This window comes from Patulibacter minatonensis DSM 18081 (genome assembly GCF_000519325.1).
In the GTDB taxonomy this organism is placed as follows: domain Bacteria; phylum Actinomycetota; class Thermoleophilia; order Solirubrobacterales; family Solirubrobacteraceae; genus Patulibacter; species Patulibacter minatonensis.
In genome coordinates this window covers 4,411,536-4,431,198 of record NZ_KI912613.1, presented here as the reverse complement: position 1 = coordinate 4,431,198, position 19,663 = coordinate 4,411,536, and the positions used below count along the sequence as shown (strand labels likewise).

Here is a 19,663-nt window from a genome sequence, read left to right as displayed (position 1 = left end):
GAACTGTACGGAGGCCCGCTCCTGTCGTCCCGTGGGCCGCGACACCGCTCGATGATCTCCATCACCGCAAAATCTCCCTACGCCGTGCAGGCGCTGACCGAGCTCGGTCGGGCGGGCGGCGTCACGACGCCGGTCCCCGTCGCGGAGCTCGCGCGCCGGCGGGACATCCCGGGGCAGTTCCTCGAGCAGCTCTTCGCGACGCTCAGGCGGGCGGGTCTGCTGCGGTCGCAGCGCGGCGTGCACGGCGGGTACGTCCTGACGCGCGACGCGCGGGAGATCACGGTCCTCGAGGTCGTCGAGATGCTGGACGGGCCGCTCGGCCAGGACTCCACGGGCGTCTTCGCCGAGGTCGCGGAGGCCGCGCGCGCCGTCCTCGCGGGGACGACCATCCAGGACGTCATCGATCGCGAGGCCCGGGAGCAGGGCCAGACGATGTACTGGATCTGATCGTGCCCGAAGAGATCACGGACATCACCGGCCTCATCGGGCGCACGCCCGTCGTGCGGCTGAAGCCCCTCGAGCCCGCGGGCACCGACGTCGAGATCTACGGCAAGCTCGAGACGTACAACCCGGGCGGCTCGGTCAAGGACCGCATCGCCCTCGCGATGGTGCTGGCGGCCGAGAAGGAGGGTCGGATCGCCCCGGGGCGGACGACCATCATCGAGGCCACCAGCGGCAACACGGGCATCGGCCTGGCCTTCGTCGCCGCCGCTCGCGGCTACGAGCTGACGATCTGCCTGCCGCAGGGGATGAGCCGCGAGCGCGAGACGCTGCTGCGCCTGTTCGGCGCGCGCGTCGAGGTCGTCGAGTCGATGGGCGGGATGACCGAGGCCGTCGACCAGGCCCGCCGCCTCGCCGACGGCGACGACGCGTGGATGCCCGACCAGTTCGCCAACCCGGCCAACCCGGCGATCCACCGCAAGACCACGGGCCCTGAGCTCCTCGAGCAGCTCGATCGCCGGATCGACGTGCTCGTCGCCGGCATCGGCACCGGCGGCACGATCTCCGGCGTCGGCCACGTGCTGAAGCAGCACGACGAGAACACGCTCGTCGTCGGGGTCGAGCCCGCGTCGTCCGCCGTCCTGTCGGGCGAGAACCCCGGCCCGCACCGGATCCAGGGCATCGGCGCGGGATTCGTGCCGCCGGTCCTCGACCGCCGGGTCGTCGACGAGATCGTGAAGATCACGGACGAGGACGCCATCGACACCGCCTGGGCGCTGTCCAAGCGGTGCGGCGTGCTCGCCGGACTGTCGTGCGGCGCCGCGATGCAGGGCGCGATCCAGGTCGCCTCCCGCCCCGAGAACAAGGGCAAGCGGATCGCCGTGATCCTGCCCGACAGCGGCGAGCGCTACGCCAGCATGCCGTTCTTCCAGCCCCGGTGATCGCCGCGACCCCGGGCCGTCGTCCCGGCCCGTCCGGCGCAGCACCGACGGCGGGGCCGGCCGCGAGCCTCCTGTGCGACGGCCCGCGCTGGGGCGCGCGCTAGCCTTCGTCGACCGTGTTCGGCCTCCGTTCCATCGCGCGCGTCAGCGCCGAGCTCCGCCGTGACGTGCGGGCCGCGCACGAGCGCGATCCCGCCGCCCGCGGCGTCGGCACGTTCGAGATCCTCGCCACGTGGCCCGGCGTCCAGGCCCTCCTGGTCCACCGCGTCAGCCACGGGCTCCAGCAGCGCGGCGTGCCGATCGTGCCGCGGGTCCTGGCGCACACCTCGCGCACGCTGACGGGCATCGAGATCCATCCCGCAGCCGTCATCGGCCGCGGCTGCTTCATCGACCACGGCGCCGGCGTCGTGATCGGCGAGACCGCCCGCATCGGGGACGACGTGACGCTGTACCAGGGCGTCACCCTCGGCGGCACCGGGTTCCAGGTCGGCAAGCGCCATCCGACGGTCGGCGACCGCGTGACGATCGGCTCCGGCGCGAAGCTCCTGGGCCCGATCACCGTCGGCGACGACGCGAAGGTCGGCGCCAACAGCGTCGTCATCACCGACGTGCCCCGCAACAGCACCGTGGTCGGCAACCCCGGGCACCCGGTGAAGATCGACGGCCGCAAGGTCGAGGGCCCCGACGCCGACTGGATCCACCTGCCCGATCCGATCGCCGACGCGATGAGCGCGCTCGGGCGGCGGGTCGCGGAACTCGAGGCCCAGGTCCGGGCGCTCGGCGGGACGCCCGGCGCGGACGCGACGGTCCGCGAGCCGGACGGCGCGCAGGTGCACGAGCTGCGGCCCAAGCAGGGCCGGAGCCCCGCCGGCGGCTGAGGCCCGGCCCGCAGAGAACCGCCGATCGGCGTTGTGCGGACGGTCGTCGACGGCCATCCTGCCGTCCATGCTCGTTCGTCCCGCCCGCGGTGCCGCTCCTCCGCGCGGCACGCTCCTCCTCGTCGCGGTCGTCACGTCCCTCGCCGCCGGTGTCGCCGGCTGCGGTGGGAATGACGACGCCCCGACGCCGCCACCGCGCACGGACGCGGCGGTCGTGTCCCGGAACTTCGAGACGGCCACCGGGGCGGCGCTGAAGGTGTCGACGGGTGGCAACGCCCCCGAGCTGCGGTTGGCGGACGCGATCGCCGGATCACGGCGATTCCCGCGGTTCTCGCTCGAGCTTCCGCAGACGTCCGAGGCCCGGGACCGGCTCCTCGAGAACGACCGGGGCGAACGCCTCGTCCGCGACAAGGACGGCTTCTACGGGGAGACGGCGACGTCGTTCGTGAAGGACTACGGGCGCGGCGTGTTCCTCAGGGCCGACGCAACGGAGATCGCCGACCCGCGGTTCGCCGAGCTCGACCGCGTGATGGCGGCCGTGGCCGCCGGGACGCCGGAGCGGGCCCCCGACACCGCACGGCCCTGCGCGGCGGTCGGGATCGATCCGGTCCGCGGGAAGGAGGGCTCGTGCGCCGAGGAGGGTCGGCGGCTCACGGTGGTCGACGCCGGGACCCGCCTGCGCGCCGGGCGGCTCAGCGCGAAGCTCGTGGGAGTCGCCCAGACGTCCGAGATCCCGTCGCGGGGTCCGGGCTACGGGACCTACCGCACCAAGGGACGCGTCGTGGTCGTCGTCTACCGCCTCACCAACAGCGGCGGCGAGCCCATCGACGTGCCGTTCGAGCCGCAGCTCGTCGTCGGCGGTGAGCGCTTCGGCGACGACGACTCCGAGAGCGCGCCGTCGATCTTCCTGGACGCGTACCGCCCGCGGGCCTTCCCGCTCCGGGACGGGAAGACGGTGAAGCTCGGTGCGGCGTTCCGGGTCCCGCGCAGGGTCGCGGCGCGGGTCGCGCGGGAGGGGCAGCTCGAGCTGCCCGCCGAGGCGGGGACCCTGGCGGCCGGCGCCCCGGGCGACGTCGGGAGGATCCGCCTCGCCGGCGCGAAGAAGGTCGGGATCGACGACGGGCAGGTCGCCACGAAGTGACGCCGACGGCAGCCGTCATCGGTGGTCGTCGGCGGCGGCGTGGACGTCCGCCGGGCGATGCTTGGCGTCGTCAGTAGAAGACGGTCCGGCAGCGGTGCCGCGGGTGGGCCTTCACCTCGGGTCGTTGTCCGGCGTGCCAGAGCCAGCCGTCGAGGTGCCGGGGCGCGATGCCGGTCCGGCGACTCAGGAGCTCGACGGCGTGGACGGCGCAGCAGCGGATCTCGTGCTCGGCCCGCTGCAGCGGCAGGGGCTCCTCCGCGTCGATCGAACGGGCGAGCTCCTCGTCGTAGACGAGGACGCCGGACCACCGCAGGACGTGGGGGACGAGGTTGTCCGCGAACATCGTCAGGTCGTCGAGGTCGCGCGGCTCCGCGAGGCCGAAGTGCTCCAGGTCCGCGCCGAGGATCTGCGCCCGCTTGTAGAGGCCGTGGTCGCGGTAGAACGGCATCCCCTCGACGAGCGCGTCGGCGAGCCGCGCCGCCGAGTCCGCGTGGGCGTCCAGGACGTCGACCGCCCGGCGCTTGCCGAGCCACGCGCCGAGGTCGCGCAGCGCCTGGGCGTAGAGCGCCATCAGGTGGTGGCCGGCGGGCTGTCCGAGCGTCCCGGCGACGTCGGCGGCGGTGAGCCCGCGGAGGTCGGCGGCCGACCACGGACCGTGGTCGCGCCACCGGTCGGCGAGGCCCCACGCGACGGTCCAGTAGCCGCTGGAGTGCGGGCGCTTGCGGATCGTGGGGAACCAGCCGGAGCCGAAGTTCACCGCATTGAGCGCCAGGACGTACGCGGCCTGGGCCTCGCGGTCGTCGCCGTGGAAGTGCCGGACCTCGTCGCGTCCGGGCGGGTCGGTGGCCGCCGTCGCGTCCATCGCGCCGAGGGCCTCCTCGTCGATCGTGACGAACCGCGCGGACCCGGCGACCTCGGCGGCGTGGGCGCGGACGCGCTCGGGGATGGTCGACGGTCCGGGGGACGACATCGGGGGCCACGCTACCGGGCGGGCGAGCGCCCGGAGCGCGTTCTTCCTGCACCTGACGGACCCCCGGAGCACGTCCTGGCCGGCGTCCGCCGCGGGGTCGGGACCTGTCCTCATCGGGGCCTATGCTCGATAGGTGAACTCCGTCGACGCGTACGCCGCAGAACTGCTCGAGGGGCTGAACGAGCCGCAGCGCCACGCCGTCCAGCACCCCGGCGGGCCGCTGCTCGTGATCGCCGGCGCGGGGTCGGGGAAGACGCGGGTCCTGACGCACCGGGTGGCGTACCTCGTCCGGTCAGGGCAGTGCGGGCTCGGCGAGATCCTCGCCGTCACGTTCACGAACAAGGCCGCGGCGGAGCTCCGGCACCGGGTCGGCGACCTGCTCGGCCGGTCGACGCGTGGCCTGTGGGTCGCGACGTTCCACTCCGCCTGCGCGCGGATCCTGCGGGTCGAGGCCGAGAAGCTCGGCTACACCCGCCAGTTCACGATCTACGACTCCGACGACTCCAAGCGCCTCGTCAAGCGCTGCCTCGAGGCCGAGGGCGCCGACACGAAGCGGTTCACCCCCAACGCTGTCCGCAACCAGATCTCGGACCACAAGAACCGGCTGCGCAGCGTGGAGCAGGCGCAGGACCTCGCCGCCGGCCACTACGACCGCACGGTCGCCGACGCCTACGCGGCGTACCAGAAGCAGCTCGTCGCGAACAACGCGATGGACTTCGACGACCTCATGGGTCGCACGGTCGACCTCTTCGAGCGCTACCCCGACGTCCGCGAGCGCTACCGTCGCGCGTTCAAGCACGTGCTGGTCGACGAGTACCAGGACACGAACCCCGCGCAGTACCGGTTCTTGCAGCTCCTCTGCATGGACGACCCGATGCACCAGGCGGGGCCGTCGGGTGGCGGGACCGGCCGCGACGCGAAGGGCGGCGGGGAGGACACGAACGCGCTGACCGCGCCGCTGGCGGGCGAGGAGCCCGGGCACCGCAACCTCATGGTCGTCGGCGACGACGCGCAGTCGATCTACGGCTTTCGCTCCGCCGACATCCGCAACATCCTCGACTTCGAGGACGACTTCCCGGACGCCGAGGTCATCAAGCTCGAGCAGAACTACCGCTCGACGCAGCACATCCTCGACGCCGCCAACGGGCTGATCGGGCACAACAGCAACCAGCGGCCGAAGCACCTCTTCACGGAGGAGGGCGAGGGCGACGAGGTCCGCGTGCGCGCGATGCAGGACGACCACGCGGAGGCCCGCTGGGTCGTCTCCGAGGTCGAGCGTCTGGCGGGCGAGGGCGTCCCGCTCGGGGAGATGGCGGTCCTCTACCGGACGAACGCGCTGTCGCGTGCGATCGAGACGTCGCTGACGCAGGCCGAGCTCGACTACCAGGTGATCGGCGGCGTCCGGTTCTTCGACCGCGCCGAGGTCAAGGACGCCTTGTCGTACCTGCAGTGGCTCCACAACCCGGCCAACACCGTCGCGTTCGCGCGGGTCGTCAACCGGCCGCGGCGCGGCATCGGCGACACCTCGGTCGGCCGGATGCTGAACCACGCGGCGTCGACCGGCGTCACGCCGCTCGAGGTCATCGCCGACCCCGCGGCGGCCGGGCTGAAGACCGCCGCGGTCAAGGCCGTGGGCGCGTTCGCCGAGCAGATCGCCGAGCTGCGCGAGACCCTGTTCGGCGCCCCGGACGAGGCCGGGGTGGGTGGGACCGCATCAGGCTCGGACCTCCGGGTCGCCGACCTCGTCGAGGACGTCCTCCGGGTCACGGGCTACCGGTCCGAGCTCGAGCGCTCCGAGGACCCCCAGGACGAGGGCCGGCTCGAGAACCTCGACCAGCTCCACGCGTACGCCGAGGAGTTCGATGCGGAGGGCACGGCGGGGGCGGGGGAGGGGACGGGATCGGAGGACGCCTTCCACGCGCTGGACCGCTTCCTCCAGCAGACCGCGCTGCTCTCGGACGCGGACTCGAAGGCGAACGGCCCCGAGGGCCAGGTCACGCTGATGACCCTGCACAACGCGAAGGGCCTGGAGTACGACGCGGTCTTCCTCGTCGGCCTCGAGGACGGCATCTTCCCGCACTCCCGCGCGATCGACTCCGGCGAGCTCGAGGAGGAGCGGCGCCTCGCGTACGTCGGGATCACGCGCGCCCGGCGGCACCTCGCGATCACCTGGGCGCGGCGCCGCGCGATGTACGGCCCGCCGCAGTCGCAGGTCCCCAGCCGCTTCCTGCGCGAGCTGCCGCACGAGGCGCTCGACGAGACCTCGCCCGAGGCCATGAGCGGCCAACCGTCGTTCGGGGGCTCCGAGCGCGGGCGCCGCGACTTCAGCCAGATCGGGCGCATCGGCCGCGGCTCGTCCCCGTCGCGCCCGGGTGGCCCGCCGCGCGACCTCTCGTCGCTCGGCCTCAAGCGCGGCAGCGACCTCGTCTCCAGCAAGGCCGACGCCCCGCCGGCGCCGACCTGGCAGCCGGGCCAGCGCGTCCGGCACGTGAAGTTCGACACCGGCGAGGTCGTGCGGATGGACGGCGACGTCGTGGTCGTGCACTTCGACGACGTGGGGGAGAAGCGGCTGATCGCGGGCTTCGCGCGCCTCGAAGCCCTGGGGTAGGCGGACGGGCCCCACCCCGTGCGTCCCGGGTCATCACCGCGAGGCACGGCGGCGGGGCACGATGCACCCGTTCGGCGTCCGGGCCCCGCCCGCGCCGGACCACCGGCTAGCCTGACCGACGTGAGCGCCACGATCATCGACGGCAAGCAGGTCGCGGCCGAGGTCCGCGCGGAGGTCGCGACCGAGGTCGCCGCGTTCGTCGCCGAGCACGGCCGGCCGCCCGGCCTGGCCACGATCCTCGTCGGCGAGGACGCCGCCAGCGCCGTCTACGTCGGCGGCAAGCAGCGCGCGTGCGCCGAGGTCGGCATCAAGGGCTTCGACCACCGGCTCCCGGCCGACGCCACGCGTGAGGACCTCGTCGCCCTGATCGACCGGCTCAACGCGGACCCCGAGGTCAGCGGCATCCTCTGCCAGCTCCCGGTCCCGGGCCACCTCGACGGCGTCGAGCTGACGAACCTGATCGCCGCGGAGAAGGACGTCGACGGGCTCACCATCGCCTCCGCCGGCCGCCTCGCCCTCGGGCTCCCCGGGCTCCGGTCGTGCACCCCGGCGGGCGTCATCCGGCTGCTGCGGCAAGCGGGGGTCGAGCTGTCCGGCGCGGAGGCCGTCGTGATCGGCCGCTCGAACCTCTTCGGCAAGCCGATGGCACAGCTCCTGCTGCAGGCGAACGCGACGGTCACGGTCGCCCACTCGCGCACCGCCGACCTCGCCGGCGTCTGCGCCCGCGCCGACGTGCTGATCGCCGCCGTCGGCCGCCCCGAGATGGTCCGCCGCGACTGGATCAAGCCCGGCGCGACGGTGATCGACGTCGGCATCAACCGCAGGGACCCGGCGCCCACCGACGGCAGCTCGTCGCTGGTCGGAGACGTCCACTTCGGGGAGGCCGCCGAGGTCGCCTCCGCTGTCACCCCGGTGCCCGGCGGCGTCGGCCCGATGACGATCGCCGAGCTGTTGGCCAACACGGTGCAGGCGGCGCGCATCCAGGCCGGGGCCGGCGCGTCGTGAGCCCGTCGGGCCGTCGACCAGGGGGCCGGTCGTGAACATCGAGCGGTTCCGCCGCGGCGAGTGGATCATCACGGCCGGCGCCGTGCTGCTCGTCGGGTCGCTGTTCCTGCGCTGGTACGGCTTCGACCAGGTCGCGACCGTGCGGTCGCTCGGGGAGCGCGGCTTCGGGCTGATCCTGCGCGGGACGCCGCCGTCGGGCTGGGGGGTCGTCGGGCACCCCTGGCTGGAGCTCCTGGCGCTCGCCCTGATCGCGGCGGTCACCGCCCTCGTCCTCGCCGCGCGCACCGGCCGGGGGACGCCGACCTACGGCGCCGTCGTCTCGCTCGTCGTCGCGGTCCCCGTCGCCGTCCTCGCCCTGCTCGGCGTGCTGCTGCGGACGCTGCTCAGCCAGCCGTCGCTCGCCGCGGACGAGCTCGGCAGCAACGCCCTGATCGGGACCCCGGTGACCCCCGGCGGCGGACCGGCCGACACGGCGAACACCGTCGTGCAGCTGAGCCCGGCGATCGGGAGCTGGGTCGGCCTCGCGGCGATCCTGCTCCTCGTCGCCGGTCTCTGGATCGCGATGGCCGACGACCGCACCGACGCCGCGGAGAGCGCGGGCGTCCCGTCGCCCGTCCTCGACGTCCCGCCGCTGCGACCGGACCCTCCGGCGGAGCCCGAGCCCGAGCCCGAGCCCGAGCCCGGACCCCGAGCCGAGGCCGAGGTGGCCGACGCGTCCGGCACGCCGGGCGAGACCGGGCCGGCGGACGACGCCGTCGGCGTCGCGGATCCCGCCCCGGAGCCGCCGAGCCGTCCGGCCATCGGGCCGCCCGGGACGGGCACGGCCCCGCCGGAGCACGGGCCGCCCGGCGCACCGACCTCCGGCTGATGTCCCCGAGGGCGGGGACCGGACCGGCGCTCACGGGACTCGGGCTCGTCGGCCTCCTGGCGTCCCTGCTCCTCGGCTGGGGCCACGCCGGGACCTACGGCGTCGACGCCCTCGGAGAGGGGTTCGACGTCCACGTCGCGGTCCCGGCCGGCTGGTCGTACCTCGGGCACCCGTGGGTCGAGCTCCTGGTCGTCGCGTGCGGCACCGCGGTCGCGGTCCTCGTGGTCCGGCTGCGCACGGGCGGCGTCCCGCCCGCGCTGCGCACCGTGGCGGCGGCGGTCGTCGGCGTCGCGCTCGCCGCGACCGCCCTCCGGGCCCTGCTGCTCCGCCCGACCGGCGAGTTCGGCACGTCGGTCGTCTCGACGCTCGCGACGACCGACCGGCTCGGCGCGTTCCTCGTCGCCCAGCCCGACGCGCACCCGTGGCCGGGGCTCGGCGCCGTCGTGGGCCTGGCCGCGCTCGCCGTCCTCCTCGTCGGGATCCTGCTCCCCGGCGGCGGAAGCGCCCCGGAGAGCGCTCCGACCGCCGTCCGGACCCGCCTCCGTCGCCTCCCGGGCCGCGGCGAGCTGCTCGCCGCCGCGGGCGCCGTCGTCCTCCTCGGTTCGGCGTTCCTCGCCGTCTTCACGGCGGACGAGGGTCGGTCGTGCTCGGGGTCGCTCGGTGCCCCCGTCGGCGGAGACGCGGCCGAGGGCCGCGGGGTCTGCGGGGTCGCCGTCGAAGGCGCCACGCTCGTCCTGGAGGACCGGCACTGGGACGCGCTCGGTCACCCGTGGGTCGAGCTCGTGGCGCTCGTGCTGGTCGCGGTCGCCGTCGTGGTGGCCCTCGCGCTGCGGGGCGGACCGGGCCGTTCCTCGTACGGTCCGGTGACGGCGCTCGTGGTCGCGGTCCCGGTCGCGGCGCTCGCGCTGGGCGTCGCCGTCGTGCGGCTGTTCGTCGTGCGTCCCGGCGTCCGGATCCCGGGGCCGACGGAGGGCGTGCCGGGGGGCGACGCCTCGCTGGCCGTGGCGACCGGCGGGTGGATCCTGCTGGCCGGCCTCGCGCTGATCCTCGCCGGGCTGTGGGCGGCGCTCGCGGACGACCGGACGCGCGGGAGCGGCGACGTCCCGGCACCGTCGCCGCGCGAGGTCCCGCTGCCGCGCGCCGGCACCTGAGCGCCGTCGTCGGACCCGTCGGGCGGCCGCCCCGGCGTCCGTCCGGCGCCGGACGGGATCCTCGTGCGCCCGCATCGCCCGTACAGTGCCCGGCGATGCGTACCCTCCTCCCGACGGACCGCTGGCGGCGCGGCGAGTGGCTCGTCGTCCTCGGCGTGGTGGTCGTCGTGGTCGGGCTGCTGGGGCCGTGGCTCCGGGAGGACCTCCACGGCGGCGGGGACGAGGCGGTCTACGTCCTGCGCGGCTACGGGGCGTCCGCGTACGCGGGGGACGTCCGTGGTCTGGCAGCGACGCGCGGGCTCGGCGGGATCGGGCACCCGTGGCTCGAGCTCGTCCTGCTCGCCCCGGTCGCCGCGATCGCCGCGCTGGTCCTCGCCCTGCGGGCCGGTCCGGGGCGCCCGACGTACGGCGCGGTGACGGGTCTCGTCGTCGCGTTCCCGGTCGCCGCGATCGCGCTCGTGGCCACGGGGCTCCGGCTGCTCGCCTTCCTCCCCGGGATCCGTGCCGCGGACGTCTTCGAGGTCCTCCCGATGTATCAGGGCTCCGACGACGTCCGGTCCCAGAACCCGCCGATCGACGCGGTGGTCGGCTGGGGCGGCTGGGTCGGGCTCGCCGGCCTGCTGCTGCTCGCCGCCGGACCCTGGGTCGCCCTCGCGGACGACCGGACGCGCCGGCGCGGAGCCGACGACCAGCTCCCCGAGCCGCGGCCCGTCCCGACGACGTCCCCGACCTGATCCCGGGCCGGTCGAACGCCGCCGGGCGGGTCGCCCCGGTTCGCGGTGGCACCGGCACTCGACCCGGCTGACCCCTCCCCGCGCCCCGCCTCTACCATCGGGACCGCATGATCGACCGCGACACCGTCCTCCACGTCGCCACGCTCTCCAGGTTGGAGCTGCGGGACGACGAGATCGAGCCGATGGCGCGGGAGCTCTCCGCCGTCCTCGGCCACCTCGAGACGATCGGCGAGCTCGACCTCGACGGCGTCGAGCCGACCGCTCACGTCCTCGTCGAGCGCAGCGCGCTCCGGGCCGACGAGCCCCGCCCGTCGCTGCCCCGCGAGCAGGCGCTCGACCAGGCGCCCGACGCGTCCGACGACGGCTTCCGCGTCCCGAGCCCCCAGGCCTGACATGACCGACCCGACCTCCCTCTCCGTCGTCGAGGCCGCCTCGGCGCTGCGCCGCGGCGACCTCTCGCAGGACGAGCTCTTCGGCGCCTACCGCGAACGCGCGGCAGCCGACGACACCAACAGCTTCACGTGGCTGGCCGACGACCTGCAGGCCGGGCTCGGCGACCGCGACGCGGCCCCCGGCACCGACCGGCCGCTCGCGGGCGTGCCGCTGGCCGTCAAGGACCTCTTCTGCGTCACCGGCGTCCCCACGGCGTCGGCGTCGAACCTGCTCCGCGGGTACCTGCCGCCCTACACGGCCACCGCGATCGCCCGGCTGCAGGACGCCGGCGCCACGGTGCTCGGCAAGACGAACCAGGACGAGTTCGCGATGGGCTCGTCGAACGAGAACTCCGCGTTCGGCCCGGTCCTGAACCCGTGGGACCGCACGAAGGTCCCGGGCGGCTCGTCCGGCGGCTCCGCGGCCGCCGTCGCGGCCGGCCTGGCGCCCGCCGCGATCGGCACCGACACCGGCGGCTCCGTCCGCCAGCCCGCCGCGCTCTGCGGCGTCGTCGGCCTGAAGCCCACGTACGGCTCGGTCTCGCGCTACGGGATGATCGCCTTCGCCTCGTCGCTGGACCAGGCCGGCCCGATCACCCGCAACGTCGAGGACGCCGCCGCGCTGTTCCGGGCGATGACCGGCCCCGCCGACCCGAACGACATGACGTCGATCGGGTGGACCGGGAACAGCCCCGAGATCGACCTCCCGACCGCGGAGCGCCTCGACGGCGTCCGGATCGGTGTGCCGACCGAGCTCCTCGGAGAGGGCATCGAGCCGGGCGTCCGCGCCTCGTTCGACGCCGCGCTGGCGACGGCCGAGTCGCTCGGCGCCACGATCGTCGAGGTCGCGCTGCCGCACGCCCGCCACGCGCTCTCGGCGTACTACCTGCTGGCGCCGGCCGAGGCCTCCTCGAACCTGGCCCGCTTCGACGGCGTCCGCTACGGCAACCGCGCCGACATCGGGCAGGGCGGCCTCGTCGAGCTCTACACGAAGACCCGCCACGACGGCTTCGGCCCGGAGGTCAAGCGCCGCATCATGCTCGGCACCTACGCGCTCTCCAGCGGCTTCTACGACGCCTACTACCGGCGTGCGCAGCAGGTCCGCACGAAGATCGTCGAGGACTTCGCGGCCGTCCATCAGGAGGTCGACCTGATCGCCACGCCGACCAGCCCGACCGTCGCCTGGGGCCTCGGCGAGCGCACCGACGACCCGATCGCGATGTACCAGGCGGACGTCACGACCTTGCCGCAGTCGCTGGCCGGCGTCCCGGCGATCTCGATCCCGTGCGGGCTCTCCGACGGGCTGCCCGTCGGCCTGCAGCTCTCCGGTGCGGCGTTCTCCGAGCAGGCGATCCTCGATGCGGCGCACGCGCTCGAGCTGGCGTTCGCCTTCGACGGCTCGCCGGCACGGGGCGCGGACTCGGGGAGCGTGCGGGACGGGTCCGCCACCGCCTCGGGGGTCGCCGAGCTCGGAGCGCCGGACCCGACCGGGAAGGACGCGGCATGACCGAGTACGAGCCCGTCATCGGGCTGGAGATCCACGTCCAGCTGGCGACCAAGACGAAGATGTTCTGCGGGTGCGAGCTGGTCTTCGGCGACCCGCCGAACACGCACACCTGCCAGGTCTGCCTCGGCATGCCGGGCACGCTGCCGGTGGTCAACGCCGAGGCGATCCGCCTGGGCCTCATGATCGGCGCAGCGTTCGGCGGGAAGCTCGCCGAGCGGCTGGTCTTCCACCGCAAGTCGTACTTCTATCCCGACCTGCCCAAGGGCTACCAGATCAGCCAGTTCGACGAACCGCTGGTCGACGGTGGGCGCCTGGGCGACGTCGGCCTCGAGCGGGTCCACGTCGAGGAGGACGCCGCGAAGCTGACGCACGCCGGCGCGAGCGGCCGGATCGGCGGTTCGACGAGCTCGGTCGTCGACTACAACCGCGGCGGCACGCCGCTGGCCGAGATCGTCACGCTGCCGGAGATCCGCTCCGCCGAGCAGGCCTCCAGCTGGCTGCGACTGCTGCGCGAGACCCTGCGTCAGCTCGGGGTCTCCGACGTGAACATGGAGGAGGGGTCGCTGCGCTGCGACGCCAACATCTCCATCCGCCCCGTCGGCGACACCGGCCTGGGCACGAAGACCGAGCTGAAGAACATGAACTCGTTCCGGTTCATCGAGCAGGGGATCAACGCCGAGGTCGCGCGTCAGATCTCCCTCGTGCGGGCCGGCGAGCGCGTCCAGCAGGAGACCCTGCACTTCGACCCGCGCACGGGCTCGATCACGTCGCTGCGGTCCAAGGAGGGCTCGCACGACTACCGGTACTTCCCCGAGCCCGACATGCCGCCGGTCGCGGTGCCCAAGGAGCTCCTGGAGTCCGCGCTCGCGTCCGTCCCCGAGCTGCCGCTGGAGCGCGCCGAGCGCTTCCGCACCGAGCTCGGCCTGCACGAGGAGTCCGCCCGCCTGCTCGCCTTCCGGCGCGCGCTGGGCGACTACTTCGAGGCGACGCTGGCCGCGGCAGGCGATGACGCGGACAAGCAGCAGGTCGCCAACTGGATCGGCAACGACCTCGTCCGCCGGCTCGAGGCCCTGCGCCGCGACGACGACGCCTCCGACGACGAGTCCTCCACCGATCCGGCGGCGTCGAAGGTGACGCCGCAGGCCCTGGCCGAGCTCGTCGCCCTCGTCGGCGCGAAGACGATCAACCGCAAGGCCGGCGAGCAGGTCCTCGACGTCCTCGTGGCCGAGGGCGGCTCGCCCGCCGCGATCGTCGAGGACAAGGGCCTCGCGGCCGTCGGCGGTGCGGACGAGCTGCGGCCGGTCGTGCAGGCCGCGCTGGACGCGAACCCCGACGTCGTCGAGAAGCTGAGGACGGGCAACATGAAGCCGATCGGCGCCATCGTCGGCGCCGTGATGAAGGAGACCAAGGGTCGCGCCGACGGCGGCGAGGTCACCCGCCTGACGCGCGAGATCCTCGGGCTCTGAGGTCCGGGGAGGTCCGGCGCGGCCCTCAGGCGGTCGCGCCCGGACCGGGCGGCGGCAGCGGGAGCCCGCGGCCCGGCACGGCCGGGTCGGCGGGCGCGCAGACCATGAGCGCCCGGCGGGCGGCACCGGAGAGCCGGCCGTCGACCGCGTCGCGGTAGCTGGTCTGGGCCGCCCCGCTGCCGGGGGCCGCGGTGATCGCCGCGCGTCGGGCCAGCAGGTCCGCCGCCGACGGCCCGACGCCCCGCAGGATCGGACCGCACGCGCCCGGCGACGCGGCGCCGGCGGCCTGCATCGCCCGGTCGAGGGTCGCGGCGGCGGCGTCGAGCCGGGCCTTGGCCCTCGGGTCGCAGCTGATCGCGCAGTCCTGCGCCGTCGAGAGGAGCGCCCGGCGCCAGGCGTTGGCGGCGTCGCGCGCCGTCCGCGCCGGGGCGCCGGACAGCACGCCGAGCGACGGGCTCACGGGCGCCCCGCCCGGGGCGCGCGGCGACCGCAGGACGACCCACCCGGAGGGATCGCCCCACACGCCGACGAGCCCGCCCGCGGCCAGGCGGTCGTCGGTGGCGGCGACGACCTCGGCGTACCGGCCGCGCTCGGCGACGACGTCGGTCGTGGGGTCGGTCAGGTCGACGAGCACGTTGTCGTCGGTCGCGACGTGCAGCGGGTGCCCGACGCCGATCAGGCGGCTCTCCAGGACGTGGACCGGTTGCCCGCGTCCCGTCAGGTGCGGCTGGATGCGCCGGGGCGCCGCCACCGACCCGCTGCGCGGCACCGCGGCGACCAGCCGGTCCAGCGCGACGCGGTCGACCAGCTTCGGCGGCCCGTGCAGCGTCGCCATGGCCGCGAGCGGCGGTCCCTCGGGGCTGGTCAGGCCGCGGTCGTAGACCGCGAACCACGCGATCGTCCCGGCCACGAGCCCGGCACCGGCCAGCACGGCCGGCGTGCGGCGCGCCGCGACGGCCCAGCGCGGAGCCGCCCCGGTGCGGAGCGACCGCCGGGCGAGCGCGCGCTGCACGGTCGCGATCCCGCCCGCGGAGGCGATCGCCAGGGCCATCGTCGGGAGCAGCGAGTAGTGGAAGGACGTGCCCCAGTAGACCGGCTGGTCGGACAGGAAGCGCTCCGCGAACAGCGGGACCGGCAGGATCGCCAGCCGCGTCAGCCACGGTGTGACGACGAGGAACGGGGCCACGAGCGCCGCCATCGTCCCGAGCTTGACCGCCGGGTCGACGGCCACCGTGACCAGGCGCCACGGGTGCGTCGCCGCAGCGCCCAGGGCGCTCGGCGCGTCGTCGCCGAACTGCGAGTACGTCCAGTACGTGAAGCTCTCGACCCCGATCGACGGGATCCACCAGCGGGTCGCCAGGACGAACCAGGCGATCCCCGCGAGGACCGCCGCCGCCCCGTGCCGCCGCTCGCCCTCCAGGACGAGCCAGATCCCGAGCGCGACCACGAGCAGCGAGACGTCCTCCTTGACGCACAGGAGGAGCACCACGGAGACCCAGAACCAGCGCCACCGCCGCCGGTCGGCGAAGAGGACAGCGCAGGCCAGGAGCGCCGGCGCGAACGCCAGCTCGTGGACGTCGAAGTCGATCGCCCGCTGGACGCCCCACGACGTCCCGTACGCCAGCGCGAGGAGCACGCCGGCGACGGTGCCCGCCCGGTCCCGGGCCAGGAGGTAGAGCGGCACCATCGCCGCGGACACGAGGACGGCCTGCGACACGAGCAGCGCGACCGGCGACGGCCACAGCGCGCGGAGCGCCCCCCACAGCAGGATGATCGGGTGGAAGTGGTCGCCCCAGAGGTTCGGGATCTCCCGCAACGACGAGCCCGGCGCGCGCAGGTGGGCGAGGTTGCGGGTCGCCTCGTCGAAGATGCCGAGGTCGTACCCCGCGGTCAGGTACCAGCGGTGCCGCTGCCACGCCCACACGCCGTAGGCGACCGACAGCAGGAGCGCCGCGAGCACGACCACGGTCAGCCCGGGGTCGCGCGGCCGCCGGAGCGCCGGGATCCGGGGGAGGGGCACGGGTTACGCGCGCGCGTCCGGCGAGACGACCTGGTTCTCCGGGCCGCCCTCGGGCCCCCGCACGACGTCCGTCGCCGGTCCGCGCTGGACCTGTCCGAGCGCCGTGATGATCGGTCCCCAGAGGCGTCGCCCGAACGTCGTCACCTCGAGGTGCCAGGACCGGCCCTCCGTCAGGACGACGGTGAAGCGGCGCGACGGGCGGTAGGTCCCGAGCTCGACGCCGCGGACCTCGTCGCGCGGCACCTCGATCTCGATCTGCAGGGGCCGGTAGTAGACCGGCCCGCCGACGTCGCGGTCGAGCGTCAGCACCGCGACCCGGGTCGCAGTGACCACGAGCAGCCGCACCTGGGCGCCGGTCAGGGGCTCGTGACCCCACGCACCGCGCCCCGGCGCACGCCGCGCGAACGGCGACACCGGTGCCGCCAGGAGCACCGGCTCGCCCAGCAGCGCGGCTGACGGGGTGCTCAAGCTGGCCCAGCGGAACGTGGTCGTGCCCTTCGGTGCGTCTCCGGTGACCGGCTCCTGGTGAGCCGGTCGGAGAGGATAGGCTAGTGGTGTGGACGGACCGTTCGCATTCTTCCTCGCGATCTGCGTCCTCTTCGGGATCGGTGGCGGGCTCCAGGGCCGCTCCAAGGGCAGCTCGTTCCTGCTGTGGTTCTTCATCGCGGCGTGCCTGCCCCTGTTCGGATACATCGCCTCCGTGGTGTATCCCGGGCACCGCTACGAGCAGCGCCGGCAGTGCGACACCTGCGGCCGGCTGCTGCCGATCACCGACACGATGTGCATGAGCTGCGGCACCGACCTCGGGTTCCCGGAGGTCCGGTACCTGCCGGAGGCCGTCAACGAGGCGGCGCTCGACCACGAGGCCGCCGCGGGCGCCGTCGCGTCGGCCGACGACGCGCCCGACGCCGACGGCGGCGAGGCGGAGAACCCGTACGAGCGCGCCGCCGAGTCCGCCGACGAGGGCGCGGCGACGCCCAGCACCGGCGCCGGCGCGCGCTGACCGCGGGCCCGCCCGTCGTCCGCGTCCGCGGGCGTCCCTCGTGCAGGTGCGTCCGGGGCGGCGAAGGGCACGGATCCGCTGCTACCATCGGTCTTTCTGGCCGTCCGACCCGGGCGGCCTCGTGCTTTCAACGGGTCCCCTGCGGTTCAGTCGGGGAGGAGGATGGGCGTATGCGTGCGGTCGACGCGATCATGGAGTGCCTGAAGGCGGAGGGCGTGGACGTCGTATTCGGGTACCCGGGCGGTGCCAACCTCCCGACGTACGACGCGTTCTACGACGCCGGCATCCACCACGTGCTCGTCCGCCACGAGGCCGGCGCCGGGCACGCGGCCGAGGGCTACGCGAAGGCGACCGGCAAGGTCGGTGTCGCGTTCGGCACGTCCGGCCCCGGCGCGACGAACCTCGTCACCCCGATCATGGACGCGATGATGGACTCCGTCCCGGTGGTGTTCTTCACCGGGCAGGTCCGCACCGAGCTCCTCGGGACCGACGGCTTCCAGGAGGCCGACACGATCGGCATCACGATGCCGGCGGTCAAGCACTCGTTCCTGATCACGGACCCGCGCGACATCCCGCGCACGATCCACGAGGCGTTCCACATCGCGGGCACCGGTCGACCCGGCCCGGTCGTCGTCGACCTGCCGATGGACCTCACGAAGGCGGACATCGCCTACGAGCCGGTCACCGACGTGAACCTGCCGGGCTACCAGCCCCGCACCACGGGCAACGCGAAGCAGATCCGCCAGGCCGCCCGCGCGATCGCCGCGGCCCGCCGCCCGGTCTTCTACACCGGCGGCGGCGTCGTCTCCGCCAACGCGTCGGAGGCCCTGCGCGAGCTCGTGCGCGAGACCGGTGCTCCGATCACGTCCACGCTGATGGGCCTCGGCGCGTTCCCCGCACCGGACCCGCAGTGGATCGGCATGCTCGGGATGCACGGCACCCGCGCCGCGAACTACGCGGTCGACGAGGCCGACCTCCTGATCGCCGTCGGCTGCCGCTTCGACGACCGCGTCACCGGCAAGCTCTCCGAGTTCGCGCCGCGCGCGAAGTACATCCACATCGACGTCGACCCGGCCGAGATCTCGAAGAACATCCCGGCGCACATCCCGATCGTCGGCGACGCCAAGCAGATCCTCCCGAAGCTCGCGCACGAGTACCGGGAGCTCGACGCCGACCAGAGCCGCATGGACGCCTGGTGGCAGCGGATCCACACGTGGCAGGAGCGCCACCCGCTGACGTACGAGCCGGGCGAGAACGGCGAGATCAAGCCCCAGCAGGTCATCCAGGCGATCTACGAGGTCACCGGCGGCGAGGCGATCATCTCCTCCGACGTCGGCCAGCACCAGATGTGGGCGGCGCAGTACTACCACTACCCCGAGCCCCGCCGGTGGATCAACTCCGGCGGCCTCGGCACGATGGGCTTCGGCCTGCCGGCCGCCATCGGCGCGCAGATGGGCGTCCCGGACCGCCTGAACGTCGTCGTCACCGGCGACGGGTCCATCCAGATGAACATCCAGGAGCTCGCGACGATCCGCCAGGAGAACATCCCGGTCAAGGTCGTGATCCTGAACAACGGCTACCTCGGCATGGTCCGCCAGTGGCAGGAGCTCTTCTGGCAGGAGCGCTACTCGCAGGTCGACATGCACACGTTCGGCGGCGAGGAGGCCTTCCCGGACTTCGTGAAGCTCGCCGACGCCTACGGCATCCGCGGGATCCGCCTGACGGAGTCCTCGTCGCTCGAGGACGATCTGCGCGCCGCGTTCGAGGCGGAGGGCCCGGCGTTCATCGACGTCCGCGTCACCCGCGACGAGAAGGTGTACCCGATGATCGCGCCCGGCGAGGCCGCACGGAACATGGTGGGTTGATGATGGTCGACACGAACGAGCTCCTCTCCCTCGACGACCTGCACGCGGCGGGTTCGGTCCGCAGCGGCCGCAAGCACGTCCTGTCCGTGCTGGTCGAGAACAAGCCCGGCGTGCTCACGCGCGTCTCGGGCCTCTTCACGCGCCGCGGATTCAACATCGACACGCTCTCGGTCGGCCCGACCGACGACGAGCGGATCTCCCGCATCACGCTCACGCTCGACGGCGCGTCGCAGCCGATCGACCAGGTCACGAAGCAGCTGCACAAGCTGATCAACGTCCTGAAGATCAAGGACCTCCAGCCGGCCGAGACGGTCGCCCGCGAGCTCGCGCTGTTCAAGGTCTCCTGCGACCCGCAGACGCGGTCCGAGATCCGCGAGCTGGCCGAGGTCTTCCGCGGCAAGATCGTCGACATCGGGAAGAAGTCGATCATCGCCGAGATCACCGGCGAGCGGTCCAAGATCGAGGCGTTCGAGAAGCTCGTGCGCCCGTACGGGCTCGTCGAGATGATCCGCACCGGCGAGGTCGCGATCTCGCGGGGCCGCGAGGAGACCTGAGCGCCGCGGCGGGGTGCCCGGCGGTCCGGGCGCTCCGCGTCCGGCGGGCGCTCGTCGGGGCCCGTCCCCGGCGCGTGCGG

At 74.2% G+C, this 19,663-nt stretch carries 18 protein-coding genes; 15 read left to right on the top strand and 3 right to left on the bottom strand.

Annotated elements, in window-relative coordinates:
- The first annotated feature begins 51 nt into the window (after window positions 1-51).
- The 4 genes from PATMI_RS0120680 (at window position 52) to PATMI_RS0120665 (ending at window position 3,401) form a co-directional block, all read left to right on the top strand.
- Window positions 52-447 carry an RrF2 family transcriptional regulator gene (locus PATMI_RS0120680; RefSeq protein ID WP_026912271.1) on the top strand — a complete coding sequence of 132 codons (396 nt, stop codon included), beginning with the start codon at window positions 52-54 and terminating at the stop codon, window positions 445-447.
- A gap of 2 nt (window positions 448-449) precedes the next feature.
- Window positions 450-1,382: a cysteine synthase A gene (cysK, locus tag PATMI_RS0120675; protein WP_026912270.1), complete on the top strand. Its 933-nt coding sequence runs from the start codon at window positions 450-452 to the stop codon at window positions 1,380-1,382.
- 116 nt (window positions 1,383-1,498) lie between these two features.
- Window positions 1,499-2,260, top strand: a complete 762-nt coding sequence (cysE, locus tag PATMI_RS0120670; protein ID WP_026912269.1) for a serine O-acetyltransferase — start codon at window positions 1,499-1,501, stop codon at window positions 2,258-2,260.
- A gap of 67 nt (window positions 2,261-2,327) precedes the next feature.
- Window positions 2,328-3,401 (top strand): hypothetical protein, encoded by a 1,074-nt coding sequence (locus PATMI_RS0120665; protein WP_026912268.1) that lies wholly within the window; start codon window positions 2,328-2,330, stop codon window positions 3,399-3,401.
- Window positions 3,402-3,471: 70 nt separating this feature from the next.
- Here the strand turns inward: PATMI_RS0120665 and PATMI_RS0120660 are convergent, their stop codons facing one another.
- A complete protein-coding gene (locus tag PATMI_RS0120660) occupies window positions 3,472-4,371 on the bottom strand; it encodes a queuosine salvage family protein (protein ID WP_051472104.1) in 900 nt (299 codons plus the stop codon).
- Between the two features lie 133 nt (window positions 4,372-4,504).
- On the opposite strand from PATMI_RS0120660, the gene PATMI_RS38590 reads away from it, so the two are divergent.
- The 8 genes from PATMI_RS38590 to gatB all read left to right on the top strand — a co-directional run bounded on the left by PATMI_RS38590 (window position 4,505) and on the right by gatB (window position 14,141).
- On the top strand, window positions 4,505-6,979 hold the full coding sequence (locus PATMI_RS38590) for an ATP-dependent helicase (RefSeq protein ID WP_026912266.1): 2,475 nt from the start codon (window positions 4,505-4,507) through the stop codon (window positions 6,977-6,979).
- Between the two features lie 120 nt (window positions 6,980-7,099).
- On the top strand, window positions 7,100-7,984 hold the full coding sequence (gene folD / locus PATMI_RS0120650) for a bifunctional methylenetetrahydrofolate dehydrogenase/methenyltetrahydrofolate cyclohydrolase FolD (RefSeq protein ID WP_026912265.1): 885 nt from the start codon (window positions 7,100-7,102) through the stop codon (window positions 7,982-7,984).
- A 31-nt stretch (window positions 7,985-8,015) separates the two neighbouring features.
- Window positions 8,016-8,852 carry a hypothetical protein gene (locus PATMI_RS0120645; protein ID WP_026912264.1) on the top strand — a complete coding sequence of 279 codons (837 nt, stop codon included), beginning with the start codon at window positions 8,016-8,018 and terminating at the stop codon, window positions 8,850-8,852.
- Window positions 8,852-10,003: a hypothetical protein gene (locus PATMI_RS0120640; protein WP_026912263.1), complete on the top strand. Its 1,152-nt coding sequence runs from the start codon at window positions 8,852-8,854 to the stop codon at window positions 10,001-10,003. Before PATMI_RS0120645 ends, PATMI_RS0120640 begins: the two co-directional genes overlap by 1 nt.
- 95 nt (window positions 10,004-10,098) lie before the next feature.
- Window positions 10,099-10,737: a hypothetical protein gene (locus tag PATMI_RS0120635; protein ID WP_026912262.1), complete on the top strand. Its 639-nt coding sequence runs from the start codon at window positions 10,099-10,101 to the stop codon at window positions 10,735-10,737.
- Between the two features lie 107 nt (window positions 10,738-10,844).
- Window positions 10,845-11,129, top strand: coding sequence for an Asp-tRNA(Asn)/Glu-tRNA(Gln) amidotransferase subunit GatC (gatC, locus tag PATMI_RS0120630; protein ID WP_026912261.1), 285 nt, complete (start codon window positions 10,845-10,847; stop codon window positions 11,127-11,129).
- Between the two features lies 1 nt (window position 11,130).
- Window positions 11,131-12,675, top strand: a complete 1,545-nt coding sequence (gene gatA / locus PATMI_RS32080; protein WP_051472103.1) for an Asp-tRNA(Asn)/Glu-tRNA(Gln) amidotransferase subunit GatA — start codon at window positions 11,131-11,133, stop codon at window positions 12,673-12,675.
- Window positions 12,672-14,141 carry an Asp-tRNA(Asn)/Glu-tRNA(Gln) amidotransferase subunit GatB gene (gene gatB / locus PATMI_RS0120620; protein WP_026912260.1) on the top strand — a complete coding sequence of 490 codons (1,470 nt, stop codon included), beginning with the start codon at window positions 12,672-12,674 and terminating at the stop codon, window positions 14,139-14,141. Before gatA ends, gatB begins: the two co-directional genes overlap by 4 nt.
- A 25-nt stretch (window positions 14,142-14,166) precedes the next feature.
- Here the strand turns inward: gatB and PATMI_RS0120615 are convergent, their stop codons facing one another.
- Together PATMI_RS0120615 and PATMI_RS0120610 are read right to left on the bottom strand one after the other, a co-directional pair.
- Window positions 14,167-16,161, bottom strand: a complete 1,995-nt coding sequence (locus PATMI_RS0120615; RefSeq protein WP_026912259.1) for a DUF2079 domain-containing protein — start codon at window positions 16,159-16,161, stop codon at window positions 14,167-14,169.
- 3 nt (window positions 16,162-16,164) lie between these two features.
- Window positions 16,165-16,629: a hypothetical protein gene (locus PATMI_RS0120610; RefSeq protein ID WP_157260886.1), complete on the bottom strand. Its 465-nt coding sequence runs from the start codon at window positions 16,627-16,629 to the stop codon at window positions 16,165-16,167.
- Between the two features lie 88 nt (window positions 16,630-16,717).
- Here PATMI_RS0120610 and PATMI_RS38030 point away from each other — a divergent pair, with 88 nt between their 5' ends.
- The 3 genes from PATMI_RS38030 to ilvN all read left to right on the top strand — a co-directional run bounded on the left by PATMI_RS38030 (window position 16,718) and on the right by ilvN (window position 19,583).
- A complete protein-coding gene (locus tag PATMI_RS38030; protein WP_211241769.1) occupies window positions 16,718-17,164 on the top strand; it encodes a hypothetical protein in 447 nt (148 codons plus the stop codon).
- Window positions 17,165-17,334: 170 nt separating this feature from the next.
- Window positions 17,335-19,029 (top strand): biosynthetic-type acetolactate synthase large subunit, encoded by a 1,695-nt coding sequence (gene ilvB / locus PATMI_RS0120600; RefSeq protein WP_026912257.1) that lies wholly within the window; start codon window positions 17,335-17,337, stop codon window positions 19,027-19,029.
- Window positions 19,029-19,583, top strand: coding sequence for an acetolactate synthase small subunit (gene ilvN, locus PATMI_RS0120595; RefSeq protein ID WP_245604240.1), 555 nt, complete (start codon window positions 19,029-19,031; stop codon window positions 19,581-19,583). The genes ilvB and ilvN overlap by 1 nt, the downstream gene beginning before the upstream one ends.
- Window positions 19,584-19,663: the final 80 nt, after the last annotated feature.